Here is a 24,388-nt window from a genome sequence, read left to right as displayed (position 1 = left end):
CCATGCGCCTGTCCCCCAGTGTCGAAGTGGTTGTCGCCTCTGAATTTTTACGAAGAAAACTCAGAGGTGTGAATTGAAGACGAAACCGACGTATTCTGTCGAGTTCAAGGAGCAGCCAATCTCGAAAGCCCTGCAGCGTGGCGGCCGAACGCTTGAGGCGGTCGCCGGCGAATTGAACGTGAACGTTTAGACATTGAGGCCGGGGCGCGACAGACTCGCGCATGCGCCGTTTCAGGGCTCAGTGCGCGCGCAATCCCCTCACGCCGTAAGCGGGTGTGAAAGTAGAATATTCCAGCAAAGGGCGTTCTACGGGATGAAGAAGTCGAAATTCACGGACAGCCAGATCATGGATCGCTCAAGCGAGCGGAATCGGGCTTGGCGGTGCCGGAGATATGCAGAGAGTTGGGCATCAGCACGACGACCGTCTATAACTGGCGCGGCAAATAGGGTGGAATGCACGTCTCGCTGATGGCTCGGATGAAGGAGCTGGAGGCCGAAAACACGCGGCTTCGCAAGATGTCTGTGGAAGAGAAGATCAAGGCAGAGATCATCGCCGAAGCGCTGTCCAAAAAAGACTGAGGCCATCTACTTGCCGCGAGACGGCCCGTGACGCATTGGCACGCCGAGGGGTGTCGATTCGGCTTGCCTGCGAGGCGCTTGGCGTGAGCCAGACATGTTACCGGTACGAACGGCGACGCGACGACGAGAACGAGCAGATCGCTGATTGGTTGCTGCGTTTGACCGATAACAACCGGAATTGGGGCTTCGGGCTGCGCTATCTGTATTTGCGTAACGTGACGGGATTCGCATGGAATCACAAGCGCGTGTATCGGATTTAGATTACGGGCTCAGATTATTTGTGCAACAAAGCCCATCCCCCCTAGAAGAACTTGCGCAGCTTGAGCGAGACGGTTTGGTTCGTGTATTTGCTGCGCACCTCGGCATCATACCGTCCCGTCACCTCCCAGCCCGCTTTGGTGTGATAGGTAAAGCCCGCGCCGCCCCGACCCAGCATATGCGAAGGACTCACGCCCTCGGTCGAGAAGGCCGGACCGCCGCCCGAGAAAGACGACACGATCAGCGCATTTTTCGCCAATGCGTCGTACCCGATGCCCGCGGTCGCGGTTACCGAAAACGTATCGGTAGACGCGTACGAGACTTTCGCATCGGCGCCGAAGACCAGTTCCTGTGCCCGCTGGCTGTTCACATTCAAGCTCAATGCGCCCGCGCCACTTTCCTCGTAGCTGCTGTTTTTGACCGTGGTGTAATCAATGCGTGCCGAAGGCATGAAGGATACCGCGGAACTCATCGCGAAGAGTCTTCCCAGGCCCACGCCTGCATGGGCGTTCCAGCCCCCGAAGCTGCTCGTGGCCGTCTGGTTCGTACCGGTGAACGTGATGGTGCGTCGGGCGTCTGTGGAGTTGTAGCCGCCGTTGGCCTGCCAATGGATATCGGTCACGGCGTCCAGGCTGTGGCTGCCATACAGAATGCCCTGGTAGGTGTCGGTCGCCGCGCTCTGCGGAGCATCGCTGTCATCGGCCGATGCGTGAACGTGGGCGTAGGCGAAAGCCGCACCGATCCGGTCATGGGGCGAAACGTCGGCATCGGCGCCCATCACAATGCCGGACGTATTCGACGTGAAGCCAGATGCGCCGTTATCCGCGTTTTGCTTCGCCCATGAACCGAATGGCCTTACCCACATATGCTTATCGGAGAGGTAGCTATCGCCTGCCAAAAGGCCAGGGGCTTCTTCCTGACGCGCTTGCACCACGCGGCTGACCTGATTCAGCGTGGTGGTCACGCTTTGAGCGACGGTACCGTCCAGGGCCGGCAGGGTTTGCTTGACCGCTGCCGACACCTGCTGGCTTGTCGAGAGCTTGCCCAATGCCGTGATGGCACCGCCCATTTCACCCGCTGCGCCATTCGCGATGAGATAATCGAACGTGTGGGCCGCGCCGCTGCCGGCGAAATTCTGGTTCGCGAAGGTTTGCTGGTAGACCGTTTGCGCCAGAACCACTTTCAGGTCGACATTACCACCATCGACCACGCCCTGGAAATTGAACAGGATGCTGTTGTCGCTAACGTTGAACGTCGACGCGTCCAGCGTGCCTGCCTTGACCACCCCGGTAAGCACGCTGCCCAACGCCAGCGACGCTGCCTGGGCGATGTTGACGCTGATGGCCGCATTGGGCGCAAAGGTAGCCGTTCCCGTGACCGTCAGCGTGCTGTACAGGATCGGGCTATTGGCTTGAATCGCATAGACGCCCGTCGCGGCCTGCGTGTAGTCGCCCGTGATGGTGACTGGATGGGCGGCGTTCACCACCAGCGTGCCCGCATTGTTCACCCCGCGCGTGGCGGTGATGTCGTTGAGATCGACGAGGATTGCGCCCGAGGCGATGTCATACGTGCCGACGTCGAAGGTACTCGAAGTAGTGAAATTGCCGTTCACATTGACGACGGACCCGTCCGTCCCATCGACCGCGCCCGTAACCTGCGCGCTGCTGCCGTTCAGATTCAAGGTTCCATTTCCCAGGGATACCGAGCCGCTCAACACGCCCGTATTATCGACGGTGATCACGCTTCCCGCGTTGGATAGGTCGATGGCGGTGTTGCCGCTGATGGTGCCGCTATTGTCGATCCTGCCACCCAATGTCGAATGCGTAAGCGCCAATCCTGTCGTCCCACCGGCGATAACACCGGTATTGACGATGTCGCCGTTGACTTTCGAGGCATCCACGGCTACGCCCGCGTAGCCACCCGTGATCGCACCTGCGTTCTTGATGCTGCCGTTGACCGTACTGTCCGTTACGTCGAGTCCGTAGCCGTTGGCGCTCGAGATGACACCGCTCGCCCCGTTCGTGATCGGGCCGGTGACCGCATTGTCCTGCACATGGATACCGTATTGCGCGCCGGAGATCGTGCCCGCGTTGTCGACACTGCCCAGCGTCGCCTCGTTGACCTGGATGCCCGCGGTGGTGCCGGCGATCGTGCCGGAGGCGGCATTGTTTAGCGTGCCTACCGACGTGGTGCCTCCGCTACCGCCGATGAGTATCGCCGTCTGCCCCGTGATGCTGCCGCTATTGCTCAACTCGCCAGCCAGCGTCGCATTCTGGATCGCGATGCCCGCGGTGCCCATGCCGACGATCGTGCCGCTGTTCGCAAGACTGCCAGCGACGGTGGTGCCGCTGTCGAACAGCAGGCCCTCTGCAGACCCCGTTATGCTGCCTTGGTTGACCACATCGCCACCGATCGCAGTGCTGTCGAGCATGATACCGTTCGCATTGGAAATCGATCCGGTGTTGACCAAACCGTACAACGTGGAGCCAGATACTTGGATACCGCTGCCGCCCGTGCCTGCGATGATCCCGGCGTTCGTGATGTTGCCGGTGACCGTGCTATCGCCGACATAGATGCCGTTGGACGTGTTCACCATGCCCGTGCTGGTATTGGCAATCGAGCCGATCGTCGATCCACTGTCGATATCGATGCCGGCCGAGCCACTCCCTCCCGTAATGGAGCCGGCATTGACGATGGTGTCAATATGCGAGCTGGCGGCATAAATGTTGTACACATCATTTATGCCGAATAACGTGCCGGTGTTGAGAATGCTGCCGACGGTCACCGCCGATAAATTAATGTTGGTGAAATCGCTGTCGTACGATATGGTCCCGGAGTTGACGATCGATCCGGTGAGCGTGCTGTTGTTGACAACGATGCCATCCCGCGAATTGATCGTGCCAGTGTTCTCCACCGTGCCATTGACAGTGCTGATATAGATGCCGATGCCAGTGGTAAGATCACCTTTGAGCAGACCTGCGTTGACGATGTTTCCGTTGATGGTGCTGCCATTTGTCACGTCAAGATCGTATTGCGCGGTGATCGTCCCACCCGCCGCGTTCACGAGACTGCCATTGAGCACAGAGTTGGTGATCGTAATGCCGGTGCTCGGCCCGCCTCCCGTGCTGGCGATCGTGCCGGTATTGTTGACCCCTCCGGCCACGATCGAACCTGACGCCACTTGAATTCCCGCGGCGAAGTTACCGCCCGACGAGGCCGTGACCGTGATGCCACCGGTGTTGGCGATTCCACCCGTGACGCGTGCCCCGCTCCCGGTGACCTCGATCCCGTTGGTCGCCGCCGTGATCGTGCCGGAGTTCGAAAGCGCGCCGCTGAGTACGCCGCTCACCAACACGCCGTTGCTCCGCGAAGAGCTAAGCGTGCCGGCGTTGCTGATGCTCACCGCGGTGACACCCGAATTCAGCAGGATCGACGACGCGTTACTTGCCGTCGCTGACACGGTGATGCCGCTAGGTACCGTGAAGGTGGCGCCGGAGGCTACCACGCAGGTTCCTGCATAGTTGGCGCTTGGGCTCGAGGTGCAGGCCGCGTACGCACCTGTCAGGTTCATCGTCATGCACGCGCCGTAGACAAGCCGCACGATGTTTTTCTTGCAAAACGGGAACTCTCTGTTCATCGCGATTTATTTGCCGTGACAGCCGTCATGGAAGATTCATGCTGGATAAAAAGGATTTATTCCGCTGGGCATAACCATAAAAACAGACATTCGCTCGGTAGCACATTCCGGGATTTGAGTGTTTCCATCTCGACGTCATGGGCGAGATCCCATAGAAAATGGATGTCCGAGTTACGAGAACATCTTGTCTCTTTTACATTTTCATGAGCATTGAAAAGCGACGACGAGGCCTCCCCGAGTCCAGAGAGCCGGCGCGCTGGAAAACATTTCGAAATATTTCGTATGTTCTGAAGTTTCGACTTTTCCCGGAAAAAAGGAAAGAAAATAATTTCATTGTTTATTTTCATGAGAAACGCCACGCTTCATATTTGGCAAAAATTCATTCGTTTAATTGAATTAAACGGTTGTCTTGGGCGAGGGCCATCAAGTCCCTAACGAAGGTTATCTACGAATCGCGAACAGATGAGCGCGGCGGCCAGCCAGAGCCACGCGATGCGGATCTGGCCCGGTTCCCACGTACATCAGACTTTTGGTATTTTCTGATGAACGGAGAAGCGAAATGGATAAACGAAATGGCGCTTCCAATCGAAGCCATGCGCACGAGTTCAGGGTCGAAGCGGTGCGCCTTGCAGAGTCCGTAGGCGTAAACGAAGCGGCCAAACGTCTGGGCATTCCTCAATCCAGTGTGGGTAATCGGGTGCGGCGAACTCGCCGAGGCGAGGCAGTCTCGGCGGCGGAAGGCACACCCAAGGACAAGATGGCGGCGATGACGATAACAGAACTCGAAGCTGAGGTATCGCGCCTGCGACGGGAGCTGGCGAACGCCAAACTTGACCTTGAAATCGTAAAAAAGCGGCGATATATTTCGCGAAGGAGTCGCGGTGAAATATACCTGGATGGCGCGACACAGCGACATTTTTAGCGCCAGCCGGATGTGCCGACAACTTGGTGTATCGCGCTCCGGTTACCGCCAATGGCGAGTGCGGGCACCCAGCAAACGCACCTGCGAGAACACACTTTTGGATGCGCAAGTCGCCCGGATACACGTCGGCAGCCGCCGCTCGTATGGTCGGCGTCGTATCCCGCAGCATTTGGAGGCCGATGGCACGCGCGCGGGCCACGAGCGCATCCGGCAAAGCCCGCGCCGCCAGTGCTTGCTGCCGGTCCACAAGCGAGCGTACCGCGTGAGGACCGATTCGGATCATACAAAACCGATTGCGCCGAATTTACTGGATCGTCGCTTCGATGGTTGGAAAGCGAATCCGCACAATATGCAAGTCGAGCGGATCGGCAACTGCTGGCCGACTTCCAGATGAAACAATCGATGAGTCGGCGGGCAAACTGCTGGGACAACAGTGCAATGGAAAGCGTCTTCAAATCGCTGAAGGTTGAATGCGTATATCAGCAAAATCACGAGAATCGCGACGACGCCCGGCTGGACATTGTGGCGTGGATCGAAGGGTTCTACAATCGCATACGATTACATTCGGCGCTCAAATATAAAGCACCCAGTACGGTCGAAGCGCTGGAGGTAGCAGCGTAGTCCTGCTGTACGTGAATACCGGGCCAGATCACATGGCGGCCGCCCACCCTGTGCAGTCGTTAAACTCGTGCTCGCCTCGCGCGCGATGGCTGTTTGCCACGCGGCCAGTCAACCAAACGTCTCACGCAGCACCTCGGCGAATCGCCCGGGATCCTCCGCGCAGGACGTGTGTCCCGTATCGAATACATGCAGCTGCGCGCCGGCAATGCCATCGGCCAATTCGCGCGCGTGCCCGATGGTGCGTGCCGGGTCGTGCCGGCCATGGATGACGGCGACGGGGGTGCCGGAGAGGCGCGCGAGAAGAGGCAGGAAGTCCATTTCCTGCTGGCTCGACAGGACATCGATCACCGCCTGCTGCCGCAATCGGCCGGGATAGCGCCGCGCCTGCTCCAGCAGCGGCTGGGACGGCGGCGTATGAAAGCAGCGTGCGATGAACGCGTCCCAGAAAGACGCGTTCCAGTCGTGGCGGATGCGGTCGATCAGCGCCGCGATGTCGCCGTGCCCACGGGTGTTCGCGCCGCTGTTGGACAGCACCAGACCGTGGATGCGCGATCCGCCCGATTCCGCCTCTTGGAGCGCCGTGAGCATGGCGATCGGGGTGCCCATCGAATGGCCCACCAGGATCACCGACGGCAGATCCGTAATGGCGCGGGACACGCGGGCGGCGATCGATACGAGATCGTGCGGCCCGTCGTCTTCCAGCCAGGCAAGCGCCAGGGCCGGGAATCCGCTGAGCCGTGCCATCCCGGCGAACACGTGCGGCGAGCACATCGCCCCTGGCAGGCATACCAGGGTGGGTCCGGCCCGCTCGCCGCCTGCCAGCGTGATCCTGGGCATGTCATCCATCCCGTGTTCCCGTTTCTCGATAGAAGGAAGCACGATACCAAATTCCGGCGCGCCACGCGCCGCACGGCAACCGAGCGGAATGCACCGCACGTCGCGGCGTACAACGTCCGCTCGCCTCCTACAGCGGCAGCGCCGTCGTCGACAAAATCTCGCGCAGGACCATGAACGTTCGTATCTGACGCACGCCGGGCAGATAGAGCAACTGGTCCGCATGCAGCTTGTTGAAGCTCTCGCTGTCGCGCGTTCGCACCAGCATGAAATAGTCGAACTCGCCCGTCACCACATGACATTCCATGCATCCCTGCACCTTGCGTGCGGCCTTCTCGAACGACATGAAGGATTCCGGCGTGGAACGGTCGAGCACGACACCGATCAGCACCAGCATGCCGGCACCCAGTTTTTTGGGATCGAGGATCGCGACCGTCGCCCGGATGAGACCGGTCTCCTTCAATCGCTCGACCCGGCGCAGGCATGCGGCGGCACTCAGGTTGACCCTGGCCGCGAGCGCGACGTTGGAAATCGACGCGTCGCTTTGCAGCTGCTTCAGGATCTGACGATCGATGCGGTCCGTCTGTCTGCTTGCCGGCGTTTCATCCGGGGACAGGGGTGCTTTTTTCATTGTGTTTATCCACCTTTTTTCACAATTTTTCTGCGACAAAAATCCCGTTTTTCAGGGAAAAACGCGCTTTACTCATTATTTTCGCAAGCAAAATTTCTTGCAAATTCTGTACGATTTCTCGGTGTACTGCAACGGTTCGGGGGTAATCGATTACCTTGCCGACGCGTTGGCCGCCCTGCCCCATCTACCGAGGAACCCCACCATGGACCTGAAACGCTTTCCCCGCTATCCGCTCACCTTCGGTCCGACGCCCATCCACCCTTTGAAGCGCCTGAGCGCGCATCTCGGCGGCAAGGTCGACCTGTATGCGAAGCGCGAAGACTGCAACAGTGGCCTCGCATTCGGCGGCAACAAGACGCGCAAGCTTGAATACCTGATTCCGGAGGCGATTGCACAGGGATGCGACACGCTGGTGTCGATCGGCGGCATTCAATCGAATCAGACCCGCCAGGTGGCGGCGGTGGCGGCGCACCTTGGCATGAAGTGCGTTTTGGTCCAGGAGAACTGGGTGAATTATTCCGACGCCGTCTACGATCGCGTCGGCAATATCCAGATGTCGCGCATCATGGGCGCCGATGTGCGCATGGTCGCGGATGGCTTCGACATCGGGATTCGCAAGAGCTGGGAAGACGCGATGCAGAGCGTGCGTGAGGCGGGCGGCAAGCCCTTCCCCATTCCCGCCGGTTGCTCCGAGCATCCACTGGGCGGCCTGGGGTTCGTCGCGTTTGCCGAGGAAGTCCGACAGCAGGAAGCCGACCTCGGCTTCAGATTCGATTACATCGTGGTGTGCGCCGTGACCGGCAGCACGCAGGCCGGCATGGTGGTGGGCTTCGCGGAGGATGGCAGGGCCCGGCGCGTGATCGGCATCGACGCGTCGGCAAAGCCGGAAAGAACCCACGAACAAGTGCTCCGCATCGCGAGAAACACGGCGAAACTGGTCGAATTGGGTCAGGAGATCACGGCCGAAGACGTCATTCTCGATACGCGCTTCGGTGGCCCGGAATACGGCCTCCCCAACGACGGCACGATGGAGGCCATTCGCCTGTGCGCCACGCTGGAAGGGATGTTGACGGACCCGGTGTACGAGGGGAAATCGATGGACGGCATGATCCAGATGGTCCGCAACGGGGAGTTTCCGGAGGGATCGAAAGTGCTGTATGCCCATCTGGGCGGCGTTCCCGCATTGAACGGGTACAGCTTCCTGTTCCGTAACGGCTGACCGCGTCGACGCGTTCGGCATCGGGGGCAGCGCCGCTCAATCGAAGGACGGATGGGAAAAATGAACAGGATCAGCACGCTGACGGCAAAACCCGTGTGGATGTTCGCACTCCTTTATGTCGGGTACATGATTTCCTATATCGATCGCTCGGCCATTGCGCTGGCGTTGGTGCATATCGGTAAGGACTTTCATCTCGGTCCCGCACAACTGGGCGTGGTCCTGAGTTCGTTTTATCTCAGTTATGCGTTGATGCAGATTCCCGGCGGCTGGCTGGCCGATCGTTTCGGCAGCAAGGTGGTGGTCTCGACGGCCATCATCCTGTGGTCGTTCTTCACGATTCTCACCGGTTTCGCCTGGTCGCTGACCTCGCTGCTGGTCATCCGCTTCGTTTTCGGGTTCGGCGAGGGCGGTTATCCGCCCGCTACGTTGAAAGGCATCGCGGAAGCCTATCCACGCGCCGAGCGTCCGAAGATGACGGGGTTCATGATGTCGTCGAACTACGTCGGAAGTTTTTTGGCGCCGCTGATCATCGCGCCGTTGATCATCTATGCCGGATGGCGCCAGGCGTTTTTCCTGATGGGTGTCGCCGGCATCCTGTTCGCCATCGTCTATCTGCTGACCGTGAGACGAACCGCGGACGATGCGAGCCAGGCCATCGCCACGACGGATCGCCTGGACCTCAAGGTCGACAAAAAAGCGCTGCTCCGGATGCCGCTGTTGTGGAAGATACTGATCGTCTGGTTCGGCCTGAGTCTTGTCAACAAGGGCCTGGATGCATGGATGCCCACCTATCTTCTCACCGCCCGCGGCCTGAACCTGAAGACCGTCGGCTTGCTGGTTCCGCTGCCTTTCATCACGGCGAGTATCGCGACGGCCAGCGGCGGATGGTTGATGACGCGCTGTTTCGACGGGCGCGAGAAATACCTGATGATGGGCGGCTGCATGTTGACCGGCATTTTTCTTTACCTGATGTACCACGCGCAAACCATTGCCGGCGTCATCGCGTTCCAGTCGATCGTGTACTTCTTCAAATCGTTCGTGTTCGCCACGGCTTTTGCCTTGCCGGCCAAGGTTTTGGGAAAACGTCTGATCGGCACCGGAACCGGGATGATCAATTTCGGCGGTCAGATGGCCGGCTTCGTGGCACCGCTGGTGATCGGCGGCCTGGTCTCCCATTACAAAAGCTACGACGCCGCGTTTCTGTTTCTGGTCGCGGCGACCGCCGTCGCCACGGTGGTCAGCATGACCATCCACGCCGGAAAAGTGGCGGAACTCCAGTTCGCCAACCGGTCCGAAGCGTGAGTCAATTCACGATCCGTCCGTCGCGCAGCGTCAGCCGCGCATCCACCAGGCTCGCCATCCCTTCCAGCCGATGCGTGATCAGGATGACGCTGCGCCCCGCCGTCAACCGCGCCAACGCGCCCAACAGCGCTTGCGCGGCGTGCGCATCCAGCCCTTCGGTGGGCTCGTCGAGTACCACGATCGGCCGGTCCGCCAGCAAGGCGCGGGCGATCGCCACGCGCCGTGCCTCGCCGCCCGAGAGCAGGACGCCCGCTTCGCCCAGCCAGGTGTTCAGGCCCTCGGGCAAACCGGCGACGACGTCCGTCAATTGCGCCGCGCCCAGCACCTCGCGAATCCGTTCGGCGGTCGCATCGGGACGCGCAATCAGCAGGTTGTCGAGCAGGCTGCCGTTGAAGATATGCGTGCGCTGTTCGACGACCGCGATCATCTCGCGCACCGCGTCTCCCGAGTAGGTGTCCAGCGGGCGGCCGGCGAGTTCGATGCTTCCCGACTGAATCGGATGGAAACGCAGCAAGGCGCCGATCAGACTGCTCTTGCCGGCGCCGGACGGGCCGACGATCGCGATGCGACGCCCCGCCGGGAGATCGAGGTCCAGCCCCCGCAAGGCCCACGGACGGTCCTCCCCATAGCGGAGATGGACATCGCGCAGGCGCAGGTCGGCGCGCGCGGCGGACGTAGCGAATGCAGTGGACGCGGCCGGATCGGCGACCCGCGGCTCGGCGTCGATCAGCGCGAACACGCGCGCCGCGCAGACCAGCGTCGCCCGCAACTGACTGATCGCTTCCGGCAGACTCGCGACCGCCTCGAACTGCGCCAGCGTCAGCAGCACCACCATCGCGAGTTCGGCGGGGCCGATGGCGTGATGTTGCAATGCGCGGGCGCCGAGGACGAGACCGGTCACCGTGGCGAGTTGCGCGGCCAGCGTCACCAGGACCCCGCCCGTGGCCTGCAGGCGGTCCAGCTTGCTGCGGTGCCGTCCATGCGCGGCGGTCAGCGCCGCGATGCGCTGCGCCTGCGCGGCAGCGCCGCCGTAGATCCGCAATTCCGCGGCGCCCAGCAACGCGTCGCTGGTCAGCGCCCGCAATGTCGCCTCGGTCTCGACCATGGCGATCGATGTCGCGACGCCGCACCGGGCCAGCCACCACGGCAGCGCGACCGCGACCAGCAACACGGCCAGCGCGCCGAGCACGGCGACCGGCCAGACGTAACAGGCCAGCACCACGGTGACCAGCGGCAGCGCGATCAGTGCGACCAGGATCGGCAGGAAGACGGCGAGATACGCGTGTTCGAGCCGGTCGACGTCGGCGCGCAGTCGGGAGAACAGTTCCGTGTGACCGAGAAACGCGGTGCCGGCCGGCGCCAGCGGCAGCAGCCGCGCGAACAGGTGCACGCGCAGGCTGCTCAGCACGCGCAGGGTGAGGTCGTGGTTGACGAGGCGCTCGGCATATCGGCCGGCGGTACGCACGATCGCCGCGCCGCGGATGATGGCCGCGGGCGTGAAGTAATCCATGCTGGCACCGGCCACGCCGGCCAGCCCCATGCTGGCGAGGAACCACCCGGAGAGACCCATCAGCCCGATGCCCGCCAGCGTGGCCAGCGTGGACAGCAGCACGCCCAGCGCCATCCGCGCCCGGTACGGACGGAACAGGCCGAGCAGGCGGCGAAACAGGGCCCAGGAAGACGGAGCGACCGCCGCGGACGGCACGGTCCGTAGGGGCACGGGGTGCGGTGCGAGGTACGGTGCAACGTGCGGTGCGACGCACGGTACGGCAACGGGTGCGCGCGCGGGCGATGCGGACGCTGGGCGCCCCGTATAAGCGTATTGCGTCATGCGATGCCATCCGCGGCCAGCAAGCTGGCATAAAGACCATCGACACGCGCCAGCTCGTCGGGACGACCCGTCTGCACCAGCGCGCCATTCTGGAGAACCAGCACATGATCGGCGCGGCTCGCGAGCGCCATCCGGTGCGCGACCTGCACGACGGTGCGACCCGCGGCCGACAGTTCCGCCATGACGGCATGGACGATCGCGGCGGAGGCGTCGTCGAGCTGCTGGGTCGGCTCGTCGAGGATCAGCACCGGCGCGTCGCGCAGCAGCGCGCGCGCCAGCGCCACGCGCTGCGCCTCGCCGCCCGACAGGCCGTAGCCGTTGTCGCCCAGCGGCGTCTCCCAACCCTGCGGCAATCGGGCGATGACGGGGTCGAGTCCCGCACGGCTGGCCGCGCGCGACAGCGCCGCGGCGTTCGCATCGGGCGCCGCGAGCAACAGGTTCTCGCGCAAGGTGCCGACAAACAGCCGGGGCCGCTGCGGCACCCAGCTGATCTGCCGATGCCACCACTCCGCGTCGAGGTCGTCGAGCGCGACGCCATTGACCGATACCGTGCCGTGCTGGGGGCGCACCAGGCCGAGCAGCAATTGCAGCAGCGTGCTCTTGCCCGCCCCGCTCGGCCCGACCACCGCCGTCGTGCGTCCCGCAGGGAAATCGAGCGTCAGGTCGCGCAACGCGCCGCGTCCGTCCGCGTAGGCGAAGCTGACGTGTTGCAGACTGAGGCCCGGCAGCACATCGCCAGACGGACGATCCCGGCCCGTCGTGCCCGCCGGCAGCGGGATATCCAGCAACGCGCGCGCGTCGGCGGCGATCGCCAGCGCATCCATGCGCACGTGCCGCAACGCGCCCAGACCGCGCAACGGAAAATAGAATTCCGGTGCCAGCAGCAGCACGAACATGCCATGCGAGAACACCTGCTCGCCCCACAGCAGGCGAAAGCCCACCAGCACGGCCACCACCGCGATGCTCACGGTGGCGAAAAATTCCAGCACCAGCGACGACAGGAAAGCCACGCGCAGCACCGCCATCGTGCCGCGCCGGTAGGTTTCGGTGCCGTGTTCCAGCAACTGGCGCGCGCGCTCCCCGGCGCCGAACAGGCGCAGCGTCACCAGCCCCTGCAACAGGTCGTCGAATTGCGCGCCGAGCCGGGTCAACACCGTCCAGCGCCGCTGGCTGGCGCGCTCCGCGGCGTTGCCCAGCAGGATCATGAAGAGCGGCACGAGCGGCGCGGTGAGCAGCAGCAGGGTGCCCGCGACCCAATCGGCCGGGAACACCGCCGCCAGCACCACCAACGGCAGCAGCGAGGCGGCGGCCTTCTGCGGCAGATACCGGGCGTAATAGCCCTCGAGCGCATCCACGCCATCGACCAGCCGTGTCACCCAGACGCCGCTCGATTCGCGCGCGAGCCACGCGGGGCCCAGCGCCTGCACATGCGCGAGCAGGTCCGCACGGATATCGGCGACCTGCCGCCGCCCGGCGCGAAAACCGTAGTGCCGGCTCAGCCAGCCCAATACCATGCGCGCGAGCGCGAGGCCGGCGAACCCGACGGCCGAAGGCAGCAGTTCCTGCCAGGGCCGGTGCAGGAACGACGCCGCGTACAGGCCCTCCGCCAGCAGCCAGGCCTGGGCGCACAGCAGCACCGCCGACAGCGCCGAGGCCGCCATCGAGCGCCCGATCAGGCCGCGCACCGTGAGCGCGCGGCGTTTGAGCCAGTCAGTGGGCGACATGATCGTCGGCGGCGAGACGCACGTCGTCCTGCGTGTCGAGCATGAAACCCGCGGCGGCGGCCACCAGCACGATCACGATCGTGCCGAGGATCCACGCGAGGTACCAGGCGCCCCGGTCGCCCAGGATGATGGCGAGCAGGATGGCGACGACGCCGATGCCCATCAGCAGCATAAATTGCACAAAGGTTTTCATGATGTTCTCGGTGGATATGCGGGGAGCCGCGGCTCAATACGCGTGTTCATCGGCGGCCACCTTCTCGGCGGAGACCTTGCCGCGCATCACGTAGAAGCACCAGCTCGTGTACCAGACGATCAGCGGAATGAAGACCACGGTGAAGCCGAGCATCCAGCTCAGCGTCAGTTCGCTCGAACTGGCGTTCCAGACGGTCAGGCTGTGCGAGGGTTCGGCGCTCGACGGCATCATGAAGGGGAACATGGTCGCCCCCACCGAGCCGATCACCCCGGCCCAGACCACCAGACCCAGCCACCAGGCGAGATAGCCCCGCTTGCGCCCCAGCGCGACGCTGCCCACGAGCAGTGCGGCAAGCGCCAGCCCCGGCAGCAGCCACAACGCCGGGTGCGCGGCGAAGTTGTCGTTCCAGGCGCCCGCCTGCCGCACGACGGTTTGCTGCAGCGGCGTCTGCACCGCGCCGCCGGCCGGCCCGCTTTGCAGCGCATAGCCGTCGATATGACGCAGCCACACGCCGCCGATCGCGAACAGCACGAAGGACAGGAGGCCCGAGAACCGCCCCGCCACGCGGGCGCGTTCGGCGATCGCGCCGGCGGCGCCGTTGCCGAGGGTCGCCGCGCCCATGTAGCACGACAGCGCCACCGACAACAGGCCGCAGAGGATCGCAAAGGGGTTGAACAGCGCCAGGAAGCTACCCGAGTAGGTCGATGTCATGTTCCACGAAAAATGAAACGGCACGCCTTCCAGGACATTGCCCACCGCCGCGCCGAACACCAGCATCGGCAGGAAGCCGCTCACCAGCAGCATCCAGTCCCAGCCGTTGCGCCAGCCGGCTCCCGGCAGCTTGCTGCGGTATTCGAAGGCGAGCGGGCGCACGATCATGCTCCAGAGCAGCAGCAGCATGACGATGTAGAAGCCCGAGAACGCCGTGCCGTAGATCAGCGGGAACGCGGCGAACAGCGCGCCGCCGCCGAGGATGAACCACACCTGGTTGCCTTCCCAGTGGGGCCCGACGATGTTGAGCGCCACGCGGCGTTCGATATCGGTGCGGCCCACGTAACGCAGCAGCGTGCCTACGCCCATGTCCATGCCGACCATGACGCCCACGCCGATCAGCACCACGCCGACGAGCAGCCACCAGACCACCTTCAATGCGAGATACGTTGCCATGACTCAAATCTCCTTGCGCGAATTCATCGCCGCCATGCCGGCGAAGCCCGGCAGCAGGTCCGCCAGCGGCACGTGCGCGCCATGCACCGCATCGGGCCCCTGCTTGATGGCCTTGAGCATCAGATACATTTCGATGACGATAAAGATCGTGTAAAGCGAGACGAACCCGATCAGCGAGAACACCATATAGCCGACGCTGTGCGTGGAGGCCGACATCCAGGTGGGCAGCACGCCGTAGACGGTCCACGGCTGGCGGCCCACCTCGGCGACGATCCATCCGCATTCGTTGGCGAGAAACGGCACCGGAATCATCCACGGCGCGAGACGCAGGAACCAGCGGCGCTGGTGCACGTCGTTGCGCACGCTGAAGATCACCGCCATGACGAAGAAGGCCAGCATCAGCACGCCGAAACCCACCATGATCCGGAACGACCAGAACACCGGCGCCACGGGCGGGATCGAATCGTTCGCGGCCTGCTTCACCTGGGCCGGCGTCAGCGTCGAGAGATCCTCGGCGTAGCGCTGCGCGAGAAAGCCGTAGCCGAGGTCGGCCTTGTGTTCCTCGAAGACCGCGAGCGCCTGGGCGTCGTCGGGCCGGGTCGCGAGCGTCTGCAGGGCCTGCACGGCCGGCACGCCGTTGCGCACGCGCACCTGGGCGATTTTGATCAGGTCGGCGATGGCCGGCACGACGCCGGTCAGCGAGTGCGTTTCGAGAATCGACAGCACGTACGGCACCTGGATCTCGCCGTAGTTCATCTCGTCATGCTGCGACGGCAGGGCGAACACATTGAACGCCATCGGCGCCTTGGCGGGTTGCCACAATCCTTCCATGGCCGCGAGCTTGGCCGGCTGCGCGTTGCCGCCGACAAAGCCCAGCGCATCGCCCAGCGTGATGACGCCGGCGGTGGACAGGATGCCGAAAACGGTCGCGATGCGAAACGAGCGCCGCGCCAGTTCGACGTGCTGATTGCGGTACATGTAGAACGCGCTGATGCCGCACACGGCGATGGCCGCGGTGACGTAGCCGGCAACGCTGGTATGCACGAATTTCGCCTGCGCCTCGGGGCTGAAGAACAGATCGCCGAAGCTGGTCAGTTGCAGACGCAGCGTGTGGTAATCGAACGCCAGGCCGTGCGGCGACTGCATGAAACTGTTGGCCACCAGAATCCACAACGCCGAGAGGTTCGAGCCGAGCGCGACCAGATAGGTGATGGCAAGATGCTTGCCGCGCCCCAGCCGCTCCCAGCCGAAGACCATCAGGCCGATGAAGGTGGATTCGAGGAAGAAGGCCATCAGACCTTCGATGGCGAGCGGCGCGCCGAACACGTCGCCGACGAAGCTCGAATAGAACGACCAGTTGGTGCCGAACTCGAACTCCATCGTCAGGCCGGTGGCCACGCCGAGCGCGAAGTTGATCAGGAAAAGCTTGCCCCAGAACTGGGCCATCTGTTTGTAGATCGGCTTGCCGCTCACCACATAGACGGTTTCGATGGCGGCGAGCAGAAACGTCATGCCGAGGGTGACGGGAATGAACAGATAGTGATAAAGCGCGGTGGCCGCGAACTGGATGCGCGACAACTCGACGACGGTTGAATCAACCATGGCGTAATACCCCGGTAACGAAACAACGCACTGAAATATGCGTTTTCTGAAAGACCGACCGGAGTATGCGCGGATGAATCCACGGTTTATTGATCTGGATCAAGGGCGCACCCGGCGCGCCTTGCGTCCAATTGACACGGGGGGACGATGGCATGGGCGCGGCGCCCGCCGACCCGCACCGGGTCGCCGTCCGACGAGCGCTCTGGCGGGAGGGGGGAAATACGCGGGGAAATGCGCTAGGATGAACGCGGAGCCGGCAACCCGACACGCGAACAAAGGAAAAATCGATGGCCTCCGCCGTTTTCGACGATCAACCCACCCTGGCCGGCCCGACGCTCGCCCTGCGCCCTTTGACCGCGAGCGATTTCACCGGCCTGTACGCCGCGGCGAGTCATCCGCGGATCTGGGCGGGCCATCCCGCGAGGGACCGGCCGGCTTGGGCGACCTTGCCCCGAGCGCGCGCGGGGGACGCCGGCGGGGCGAGCCGCGACGGCGCGCGTCAAACGCGGCCCATATTGACTTCGCGAATGCCCTTGCGATCGCGCAGGGCGATCGCCGCGTGATTGAGCGCCGCGCGCATCGCCTCGGCGTCGACGATGCCGTTCAGACGCCAGACCGGATTGTTGGAATCGCTGGTCATCACGACGATGGTGCCCACATTGAACGCGCGCTGCCACCAAGGGTGGTAGGAGGTCAGGTCCTGGATGCGGAAGAGTTCGAGACTGGAGATCCGCTTGTTGAAGATGCCCTGGCGCAGCGTGATGCGTTCGGTGTCGATGATGATTTCGGTGAACGCGGTCCGCAGGCAGGCGATACCCACACCCGCCATCACGACCAGTACCGCGATCACCGGGATGGCCCAGGGCACCTGCCAGCGCTGCCCCGAGGCATACAGTGTGGCCGCCAGGATCACGACGATGGCCGCCACCCCCTTGAAAATCGCCGCCGCGTTCACGACCTGCGACGGCGCGCCCTTGAAGATGATCGTTTGCGCGGCGGCGTCATTGGCCATCAGGTCAAGCTGTGTCATGTCCGTGTCAATCCCAGGATAAAAACCATGAATCGTATTTCCCCCGCGCGCGCACTCGCCGCTGCGCTGATCATGACCGGCGCACGCCTGGCGACGGCGCACGCGCATCCGGCACAGGAAGCGCCCGGCGCCGGACAGACGCTCGCCACCGCGCCGCGGGAGGTCGCAATCGATTTCGACGAAAGCGTCGACGCCGCGTTCACGTCGATCGCCGTCGCCGATGCGCGGGGACGCTCGGTCACGCGCGGCAAAGCCGCGGCGGACACGGCCAACGGCAAGCACGTCTCGGTCCCCTTGCAGCCCCTGCCGTCGGGACGCTATACGGTGTCCTGGGTCGCCGTGGCCCGCGACGGGCACAGGACGCAGGGACACTATTCGTTCGCCGTCAAATGAACGGTGGCGCCGTCATGCGGGTCCCGCTTGCGCAGCAGATAGGTATCCATGATCCACCCATGCGTGCGGCGGGCCGCGGCGCGCACGCGCGCGATTTCCGGGCCGACCTCGACCAGTTTGCCGGACATCAGGATTTCGTCCGGCGTGCCGAGATAGGCGCCCCAGTAGATATCGAGATCCGCGTCGGCGAGTTTCAGGTAACTGTCCTGGGCGTCGAGCATCACGACCACGCTGTCGATGCCCGCGGGAAAACCCGCCGCGATGGTCCGCCCGTTCGTGATCTCGATCGAGCGGCCGATGAGATTGAGCGGGATCCGGTGCCGCGCCGTCAGCGCCTGCACGCTGCTGATGCCGGGAATGACGTCGTATTCGAGCGCCTGCCGGCCACTTTTTGCGATGGCCTCGACGATGCGGATGGTGCTGTCGTACAGCGCCGGATCGCCCCAGACGAGAAACGCGCCGCATTCGCCTTGCGCCATCTCCCGCGCGATCAACCGCTCGAATATCCGTTGCTTGTCCTGATTCAGCTGATCCACCGCCGCGCGATAATCGCCATTGTCGGCGCCGCGCTCGGGATTGGTCGCTTCGACGACGCGGTGGTGTCCCGCCCGGGCGAAGCGTTCGATGATGTGCGTGCGCAAGGCGATCAGCTTCGCCTTCGCCGCGCCCTTGTCCATGATGAAGAAAACGTCGACCTGCGCCAGCGCCGTGATCGCCTGAACCGTCAGATAGTCGGGGTTTCCCGCGCCGATGCCGATGATCAGAATCTTTTTCATCTGTGATGTTGTCGTCATTCGTGCGTAAAAACATTGCGGGCGCCGGCGGACGGGGGCGGACGGGGGCGGACCCTCGATGACGGTCGACCCGACGCGGCTTGTCCCGGGCGATTATAGCAACGGCGTCAGTCAGTCGGCGAACCCGTACAGCCGCGCGGGGTTGTCCACCAGCACGCGCCGTCGCAGCGTCCCCGGAGCCAGCCAGCGCGCCATGCAGGCCACCAGTTCGACGTCTTCGGGAACCTGCTCGTCGTAGGCGACATGGGGCCAGTCGCTGCCCCAGACCACCCGGGAGGCGTTCGCGTCGAGAAAGGCGGCAACCCCCGCGTCGAGAGCGCGATACGGCGGCGCGCCGAGCCGGTCCGCGCCGGAAATCTTCACCCAGGCGATGCCTTCGGCCAGCACCGGCAGCAGACAGCGGCGCGCGGCCAGGGCGGCGCCGTCGGCCCCGGCGGCGCCCCCCATGTGATCGAACACGAGCGGGATGCCGAGCGCGCGCAGCACCGGTTCGAGCGCGACGAGGTCGGCCGCGCCCACGTGAACCTGCGCGTGCCAGCCGCGCGCCTTCAGCGCCGGCGCCAGCGCGCGCAACGCCGCAAGGCCCGCCGGGTTGACGTAGCGCGGCGCGACGCCGTCGCGCTGGACATAGAAGCGGGCGGCACACACCCCGGCCTCGCTCAGGTCATCCAGCATGCGATCGGTCACACGCGTGTCGACCACCGCGACGCCCCGCAGGCGCGCGGGATGCAGACGCAGCGCATCGACCAGCGCGGTGTTGTCGGTCCCGTAGACGCCGGCCGTGACGAGAACGCCGCGCCGCAGGCCGAAGGCGTCCAGATGCGCGATGAACTGGTCGGGCGTCGTCACGGGCGGCGTGTAGCTGCGCCCGGCGGCGAGCGGGAAGCGATCGAACGCACCGAACACATGCGCATGCGCGTCGCACGCCCCCGCCGGCTCACTTCACCGATACGGTGGCGATGTCGATGAACCAGTTCTTCGGTTGCACCACGCCGCCGATGCGTGGCGAGAGCGCGCGCGGCCCGACATCGTGCGCGATCCACAGATCCGCCGACTGATCCATCATATAGGCGTTCAGATGTCCAGGTGCGGATTCGTCCGATAGCCGACGAAGGCGTCGCACGCGCGCACCATCGCATCCGAGACATGGGCATGCAGATGTACGAACACACCAGCGGGATGTCGGCACCCAGTTCCGCGCGGATCATTTCCTGGATATACCCTTCGGGATCGAGATTGGCAGTGGTGACGCCCGCGCCGCGCATCACGCAGAACACGCCGTCGACCGCAGCGCGCAACGCGCGCAGGCCGTCGCGCCACGCCGCGCACATTTCCTCGAAAAACCCCTGTTCCACCGGTCCGTTCGGCTCCGCCATCGCGAGGTGGACGGACCGTGGCTGCCAGGACCCGGCGGCGTCCATGTCGGCGACGAAACCCGGCATTTCGCCCAGCGCCAGCGGCGAGGCGCAACGGGCGTCGGTGACGATGTCCTCGCCGCTCAGCAGGGGGATACAGCGCGTTGAAGCGCCTGATCGGGATCGTCGCGACCGTGGACTTGACGATTTCGAGATTCGCGTCGGCGGCGAGCACCGGCAGAAAATCGCTGCTGATGGTCTGCAGGCCGTCGATCTCGCCCGCCTGCAGCGCGGCGCTCGACGTCGCGACGTCGGGAATCGTCTTCCATACCACCTGAGCGACATCCGCCACCTTCGCGCCCGCCGAGAAGCTGCCGGGCGCGCCGGGACGCGGTACATAGCCGTCGAAGCGTTCGAATACCGCGGTGGACCCGGACACCCACTTGTCCTTGGCAAAGCGGAACGGACCGCTGCCGATCGCCTCGGCGATCTGCGTGTGCGCATCGGTCTTCGCCAGGCGCTCCGGCATGATGCACGCCATGCTCGACGCCACCTTGCCCAGCGCGCTCGGCAGCAGCGGGAACGCCTTGTTCAGCTTGAAAACGATCGTGTGCACATCGGGCGCGGCGATGTCCGCGGTCCGCTTCATGAGTTTCTGGCCGAGCGTGTCCCGGCTGCCCCAGCGCCGGATGCTGGCGATGCAATCCTGCGCGCGCACCGGCGTGCCGTCGTGAAACAGCAGGCCGGGCCGCAGGACGAGCGTCCACTGCCGGCCGTCGGCGCTGGCCTTCGCATCGGCGAGCATCTGCAACTGCGGGTTGTAATGCGCGTCGAAACCGAACAGCGTGTCGTAGACGAGTTCCGCGGACATCTGGGTGATGTAGGCGGTGCTCCAGACCGGATCGAGACTGGTGAGGTCCGCTTCCGCGACATAGCGCAGGACCGGCAACTTGCCGACGACGGGCGCGGCGGCCACCGGGCGCGGCAGCGAGGCAGCAGCGGCGGCAGCGGCGGCAGCGGCGGTGGCCGCCGTCGTCAGCAGGAATGTTCTTCGCTTCATCACGTTCCCTCGGGTGAACCGACGCATGCGCAGTACACGCATGGCCAACGGGAACGATTCTATGAGTCGCAATTTTCCGGGTCGTATGCTTTTTTATGGCGCGGCGATAATTTTATGTCAATGGCGAGCACGGGCGCCGGCGCGGCCGCCAGGCCCAACCCGTCGTCGTCCAGCGTCTCGCGCAGCGCCGCGACGAAGGCGGCGGCCAGGCGCGACAGCGGATCGCACCGCAGATGCACCAGCTTCGCGACGAACGGCTGCATCAGCGCAAGAACGCCGCCGCGGCGCTGCGCGAAGCGCGCGCGATTCTGGAACGCGTGCGCATTCCCGACGCCGCGCGCGTGCTGCGCCGCTACCCGCACGAACTCTCGGGCGGCATGCGCCAGCGCGTGATGATCGCCATCGCGCTCTCCTGCCGCCCGCAACTGCTGATCGCCGACGAGCCGACGACCGCGCTTGACGTGACCGTGCAGGCGCAGATCCTGTCCCTGATCCGGGAATTGCAGCGGGAAATGAACATGGGCGTGCTGCTGATCACGCATGACATGGGCGTGGTCGCCGAATCCGCCGACCGCGTGCTCGTGATGCGGCACGGCGAACTGGTCGAGCAAAACGACGTACGCCCGCTGTTCGCCGCCCCCGCCCATCCCTATACGCAAGCGCTGCTGGCGGCGGTGCCGAAGCTCGGCGCCATGCAGGGCACCGACGCCCCCGCGCGGTTCGACTTGCTGCGCGACGCCACCGCCGATATCGAAGGGGACAGCGGCGTGCGGTCCGGTGCGGCGGCGACGGCGACGGCGGCGACGGCGATTGCGGCGATTGCGGTGCCCGTTGCGGCTGCCGTGACCGCGCCATCCCCGGTCATTCTCAGCGTGCGGGAACTCGTCACGCGCTTCGACGTCAAGCGCGGTATCTTCGGCAAGGTGCGACAGCGCGTACACGCGGTCGAGCAGGTCAGCTTCGACCTGCACGCCGGCGAGACGCTCGGACTGGTCGGCGAATCCGGCTGCGGCAAGACGACGACGGGACGCACCCTGTTGCAACTGGTCAAGCAGCAAAGCGGCAGCCCGTATCTCGACGGGGTCGATCTGACCCGCGGCGACCGGCGCGCCCGGCATCTCCTGCGACGCAGCATCCAGTTGATCTTTCAGGATCCGTTCGCGTCGCTGAACCCGCGCATGCGCATCGGCGAGGCAATCATGGAGCCGATGGCGATCCAGGGAATCGCCTCGGGCGACGACGCGCGGCGCCGCGCCGAAGCGCTGCTGGAAAAGGTTGGGCTCGACGCGTCGATGGCGCGGCGCTGGCCGCATCAGTTGTCGGGCGGCCAGCGTCAGCGCATCTGCATCGCGCGGGCGCTGTCGACCGAGCCGCGCGTGCTGGTGGCCGATGAATCGGTGTCCGCGCTCGATGTTTCCGTGCAGGCGCAGATCGTCAACCTCCTGATCGATCTACAGCGCGACCTCGGCATCGCCTGCCTGTTCATCTCGCACGACATGGCGGTGGTCGAACGCATCAGCCACCGCGTCGCGGTGATGTACCTGGGCCAGATCGTCGAGATCGGCCCGCGGCGGGCGATTTTCGAGAACCCGCAACATGCGTACACGCGCCGTCTGATGGACGCGGTGCCCATCGCCGATCCCTCGCGGCGGCGCCCATAGGCACCGTCCGCCATCGATCTGCCGAGCCCCGTGCGCGCGATCGGCGACGAACCGGTGGTGGCGCCGCTGGTGCAGGTGGGCGCGAGCCATTTCGTGGCGCGGCATCCGGTGGGCGGCGCGTACTGAGGCCGGCAAGGCAAGCGCGGCGTCCGGATGCCCGCGCCGCGTCAAGGCGACGCATAAGCGTCAAGGCAACGCATAATCGTTCGGCTGCCCTTGATCTCAAAAACCGCGCTGTTCAGAATGGTATCCCTCATCTCCCGGAGCTTTCCATGCGACGCATCATTTTTCAGAACGCCACGCTGTTCGACAGCGCCGACGGCACGCTCAAGCCCAACGCCAGCCTGGTGATCGAAGCGGGCCGCATCGCGGCCGTCACCTTCGGCGCGAGCGACGCGGGCAAGGTAGAGGGTGCAGGCGGCGAGACCGAAATCTTCGACCTGGCGGGCCGCGTGGTGTTGCCGGGGTTGATCGACGCGCACGTCCACACCACGGCGACCACGCCCGATTTCTTCAAATTGTCGCTGATGCCGCAGTCGCTGGTGACCGCGCAGTCTAAAGGGATCCTCGAAGGCATTCTCTCCCGCGGCTATACGACCGTGCGCGATGCCGGCGGCGCGGACTCGGGACTGGTGCAGGCGGTCAACGACGGTCACTTCGCCGGGCCGCGGATGTTCATCGCGGGACGCGCGTTGACCCAGACGGGCGGCCATGGCGACACGCGTCCGGCGTTCGGTAGCGGCATGAGCTGCGTCTGCTGCGGTTCCGTCGGCATTCTCGGACACATCGCCGATGGCGTGTCCGAGGTCCGGCGCGCGGCGCGCGACGAGATCCGCAAGGGGGCGACGCAGATCAAGGTCATGGCGGGCGGCGGCATTTCCTCGCCCAACGATCCGATCGACGGCACCCAGTATTCGATCGAGGAACTGACCGCGATCGTCGAGGAAGCCACCGCCGCGAAGACCTACGTGATGGCGCATGCCTACTCGCCGGAGGCCATCAAGCGGGCGGTGCGCTGCGGCGTGCGCTCGATCGAGCACGGCAACCTGATCGACGCCGACGCCGCCCGCGTGATGGCCGAACATGGCGCCTTCCTGGTGCCGACGCTGGCGACCTACGCGGCGATCGAGCGTCATGGCAAGGAGCTGGGATGGTCGCCGGCCATGCTCGAGAAAACGGACCGCGTGAAGAACCAGGGCATCGTCGCGCTGCGGATCGCCCAGGACGCGGGGGTCAAGATCGGCCTGGGTTCCGATCTGCTCGGCGACATGCACGCGGCGCAGTACGAGGAACTGACGCTGCGCCAGGCGGTCATGAAGCCCGCGGATATCCTGCGCAGTGCGACCTCGGTGAATGCCGAGCTGATGAACCAGACCGGCCAGATCGGCGTCATCGCCCCCGGCGCCCATGCCGATCTGATCGTCGTCGACGGCAATCCGCTGGAAGACCTCGCGATCTTCCAGAAACGCGACACGCTGCTCGCCGTCATGAAGGGCGGACGTTTTCATTCGAACCGCCTGCCGTCACCGGCACCCGCCGCCGCGCGCTGATCCGCGTCCCCGCCGCCCGTCGCCG

16 protein-coding genes and 6 pseudogenes are annotated in these 24,388 nt (G+C 64.5%); 7 read left to right on the top strand and 15 right to left on the bottom strand.

Annotated features, from left to right (window positions below; genetic code table 11):
- Nucleotides 1-313: 313 nt before the first annotated feature.
- Nucleotides 314-836, top strand: a pseudogene (locus tag OVY01_RS06170) (transposase); the annotation flags it as partial.
- Nucleotides 837-880: 44 nt separating this feature from the next.
- On the opposite strand, the gene OVY01_RS06165 reads toward OVY01_RS06170, so the two are convergent.
- A complete protein-coding gene (locus tag OVY01_RS06165; protein ID WP_267846458.1) occupies nt 881-4,474 on the bottom strand; it encodes an autotransporter domain-containing protein in 3,594 nt (1,197 codons plus the stop codon).
- Nucleotides 4,475-5,033: 559 nt separating this feature from the next.
- On the opposite strand from OVY01_RS06165, the pseudogene OVY01_RS06160 reads away from it, so the two are divergent.
- Nucleotides 5,034-6,017 (top strand): annotated as a pseudogene (locus OVY01_RS06160) (integrase core domain-containing protein).
- A 108-nt stretch (nt 6,018-6,125) separates the two neighbouring features.
- On the opposite strand, the gene OVY01_RS06155 reads toward OVY01_RS06160, so the two are convergent.
- Nucleotides 6,126-6,863: an alpha/beta fold hydrolase gene (locus OVY01_RS06155; RefSeq protein ID WP_267846457.1), complete on the bottom strand. Its 738-nt coding sequence runs from the start codon at nt 6,861-6,863 to the stop codon at nt 6,126-6,128.
- A 118-nt stretch (nt 6,864-6,981) separates the two neighbouring features.
- Nucleotides 6,982-7,482, bottom strand: a complete 501-nt coding sequence (locus OVY01_RS06150; protein WP_267846454.1) for an Lrp/AsnC family transcriptional regulator — start codon at nt 7,480-7,482, stop codon at nt 6,982-6,984.
- A gap of 202 nt (nt 7,483-7,684) precedes the next feature.
- Between OVY01_RS06150 and OVY01_RS06145 the strand changes: the two genes are divergently transcribed.
- Together OVY01_RS06145 and OVY01_RS06140 are read left to right on the top strand one after the other, a co-directional pair.
- A complete protein-coding gene (locus OVY01_RS06145; RefSeq protein WP_267847680.1) occupies nt 7,685-8,701 on the top strand; it encodes a 1-aminocyclopropane-1-carboxylate deaminase in 1,017 nt (338 codons plus the stop codon).
- Nucleotides 8,702-8,761: 60 nt separating this feature from the next.
- Nucleotides 8,762-10,003, top strand: a complete 1,242-nt coding sequence (locus tag OVY01_RS06140; RefSeq protein ID WP_267846453.1) for an MFS transporter — start codon at nt 8,762-8,764, stop codon at nt 10,001-10,003.
- Between the two features lies 1 nt (nt 10,004).
- On the opposite strand, the gene cydC is transcribed toward OVY01_RS06140, so the two are convergent.
- The 6 genes from cydC to OVY01_RS06110 form a co-directional block, all read right to left on the bottom strand.
- A complete protein-coding gene (gene cydC / locus OVY01_RS06135; protein ID WP_267846452.1) occupies nt 10,005-11,723 on the bottom strand; it encodes a thiol reductant ABC exporter subunit CydC in 1,719 nt (572 codons plus the stop codon).
- Between the two features lie 107 nt (nt 11,724-11,830).
- Nucleotides 11,831-13,558, bottom strand: coding sequence for a thiol reductant ABC exporter subunit CydD (gene cydD / locus OVY01_RS06130; protein ID WP_267846451.1), 1,728 nt, complete (start codon nt 13,556-13,558; stop codon nt 11,831-11,833).
- Complete coding sequence (locus OVY01_RS06125) at nt 13,545-13,751, bottom strand: hypothetical protein (protein ID WP_267846450.1); 207 nt, start codon at nt 13,749-13,751, stop codon at nt 13,545-13,547. The genes cydD and OVY01_RS06125 overlap by 14 nt, the downstream gene beginning before the upstream one ends.
- Before the next feature lie 33 nt (nt 13,752-13,784).
- Entirely contained in the window at nt 13,785-14,918 is a 1,134-nt protein-coding gene (cydB, locus tag OVY01_RS06120; RefSeq protein WP_267846447.1) for a cytochrome d ubiquinol oxidase subunit II, read from the bottom strand.
- 3 nt (nt 14,919-14,921) lie between these two features.
- Nucleotides 14,922-16,520 carry a cytochrome ubiquinol oxidase subunit I gene (locus OVY01_RS06115; protein WP_267846445.1) on the bottom strand — a complete coding sequence of 533 codons (1,599 nt, stop codon included), beginning with the start codon at nt 16,518-16,520 and terminating at the stop codon, nt 14,922-14,924.
- Nucleotides 16,521-17,019: 499 nt separating this feature from the next.
- Nucleotides 17,020-17,550 carry a PH domain-containing protein gene (locus OVY01_RS06110; RefSeq protein ID WP_267846442.1) on the bottom strand — a complete coding sequence of 177 codons (531 nt, stop codon included), beginning with the start codon at nt 17,548-17,550 and terminating at the stop codon, nt 17,020-17,022.
- A gap of 27 nt (nt 17,551-17,577) precedes the next feature.
- On the opposite strand from OVY01_RS06110, the gene OVY01_RS06105 reads away from it, so the two are divergent.
- The gene (locus tag OVY01_RS06105) at nt 17,578-17,943 is read left to right on the top strand and encodes a copper resistance CopC family protein (protein ID WP_267846440.1); all 366 of its coding nucleotides are present in this window, start codon (nt 17,578-17,580) and stop codon (nt 17,941-17,943) included.
- Here the strand turns inward: OVY01_RS06105 and cobF are convergent.
- The 6 genes and pseudogenes from cobF to OVY01_RS06080 all read right to left on the bottom strand — a co-directional run bounded on the left by cobF (nt 17,922) and on the right by OVY01_RS06080 (nt 21,415).
- Complete coding sequence (gene cobF, locus OVY01_RS06100) at nt 17,922-18,719, bottom strand: precorrin-6A synthase (deacetylating) (protein WP_267846437.1); 798 nt, start codon at nt 18,717-18,719, stop codon at nt 17,922-17,924. The genes OVY01_RS06105 and cobF overlap by 22 nt on opposite strands.
- A 129-nt stretch (nt 18,720-18,848) precedes the next feature.
- Nucleotides 18,849-19,649, bottom strand: a pseudogene (locus OVY01_RS06095) (amidohydrolase family protein); the annotation flags it as partial.
- Nucleotides 19,650-19,674: 25 nt separating this feature from the next.
- Complete coding sequence (locus OVY01_RS06090) at nt 19,675-19,803, bottom strand: hypothetical protein (RefSeq protein WP_267846435.1); 129 nt, start codon at nt 19,801-19,803, stop codon at nt 19,675-19,677.
- An 8-nt stretch (nt 19,804-19,811) separates the two neighbouring features.
- Nucleotides 19,812-20,158 (bottom strand): annotated as a pseudogene (locus OVY01_RS23250) (M81 family metallopeptidase).
- Nucleotides 20,159-20,252: 94 nt separating this feature from the next.
- A pseudogene (locus tag OVY01_RS23245) lies at nt 20,253-20,897 on the bottom strand (ABC transporter substrate-binding protein); the annotation flags it as partial.
- Between the two features lie 314 nt (nt 20,898-21,211).
- Entirely contained in the window at nt 21,212-21,415 is a 204-nt protein-coding gene (locus OVY01_RS06080) for a hypothetical protein (RefSeq protein WP_267846432.1), read from the bottom strand.
- On the opposite strand from OVY01_RS06080, the pseudogene OVY01_RS23075 reads away from it, so the two are divergent.
- Both OVY01_RS23075 and OVY01_RS06065 read left to right on the top strand, forming a co-directional pair.
- Nucleotides 21,407-22,939: pseudogene (locus OVY01_RS23075) on the top strand (dipeptide ABC transporter ATP-binding protein); the annotation flags it as partial. The gene OVY01_RS06080 and the pseudogene OVY01_RS23075 overlap by 9 nt on opposite strands.
- A 146-nt stretch (nt 22,940-23,085) precedes the next feature.
- Nucleotides 23,086-24,363: a metal-dependent hydrolase family protein gene (locus tag OVY01_RS06065; protein ID WP_267846430.1), complete on the top strand. Its 1,278-nt coding sequence runs from the start codon at nt 23,086-23,088 to the stop codon at nt 24,361-24,363.
- Nucleotides 24,364-24,388 lie beyond the last annotated feature (25 nt).

The sequence above is a fragment of the Robbsia betulipollinis genome, assembly GCF_026624755.1.
Taxonomy (GTDB): Bacteria; Pseudomonadota; Gammaproteobacteria; order Burkholderiales; family Burkholderiaceae; genus Robbsia; species Robbsia betulipollinis.
The sequence above is the reverse complement of the archived record's forward strand: the minus strand, read 5'-3'. Positions and strand labels throughout refer to the sequence as shown.

Bases quoted from the DNA above. Each gene is read 5' to 3' on its own strand.
- OVY01_RS06165 (WP_267846458.1), bottom strand. From the start codon at position 4,474: ATGAACAGAGAGTTCCCGTTTTGCAAGAAAAACATCGTGCGGCTTGTC.
- OVY01_RS06155 (WP_267846457.1), bottom strand. From the start codon at position 6,863: ATGGATGACATGCCCAGGATCACGCTGGCAGGCGGCGAGCGGGCCGGA.
- OVY01_RS06150 (WP_267846454.1), bottom strand. From the start codon at position 7,482: ATGAAAAAAGCACCCCTGTCCCCGGATGAAACGCCGGCAAGCAGACAG.
- OVY01_RS06145 (WP_267847680.1), top strand. From the start codon at position 7,685: ATGGACCTGAAACGCTTTCCCCGCTATCCGCTCACCTTCGGTCCGACG.
- OVY01_RS06140 (WP_267846453.1), top strand. From the start codon at position 8,762: ATGAACAGGATCAGCACGCTGACGGCAAAACCCGTGTGGATGTTCGCA.
- cydD (WP_267846451.1), bottom strand. From the start codon at position 13,558: ATGTCGCCCACTGACTGGCTCAAACGCCGCGCGCTCACGGTGCGCGGC.
- OVY01_RS06125 (WP_267846450.1), bottom strand. From the start codon at position 13,751: ATGAAAACCTTTGTGCAATTTATGCTGCTGATGGGCATCGGCGTCGTC.
- cydB (WP_267846447.1), bottom strand. From the start codon at position 14,918: ATGGCAACGTATCTCGCATTGAAGGTGGTCTGGTGGCTGCTCGTCGGC.
- OVY01_RS06115 (WP_267846445.1), bottom strand. From the start codon at position 16,520: ATGGTTGATTCAACCGTCGTCGAGTTGTCGCGCATCCAGTTCGCGGCC.
- OVY01_RS06110 (WP_267846442.1), bottom strand. From the start codon at position 17,550: ATGACACAGCTTGACCTGATGGCCAATGACGCCGCCGCGCAAACGATC.
- OVY01_RS06105 (WP_267846440.1), top strand. From the start codon at position 17,578: ATGAATCGTATTTCCCCCGCGCGCGCACTCGCCGCTGCGCTGATCATG.
- cobF (WP_267846437.1), bottom strand. From the start codon at position 18,719: ATGAAAAAGATTCTGATCATCGGCATCGGCGCGGGAAACCCCGACTAT.
- OVY01_RS06090 (WP_267846435.1), bottom strand. From the start codon at position 19,803: ATGATGGATCAGTCGGCGGATCTGTGGATCGCGCACGATGTCGGGCCG.
- OVY01_RS06080 (WP_267846432.1), bottom strand. From the start codon at position 21,415: ATGCAGCCGTTCGTCGCGAAGCTGGTGCATCTGCGGTGCGATCCGCTG.
- OVY01_RS06065 (WP_267846430.1), top strand. From the start codon at position 23,086: ATGCGACGCATCATTTTTCAGAACGCCACGCTGTTCGACAGCGCCGAC.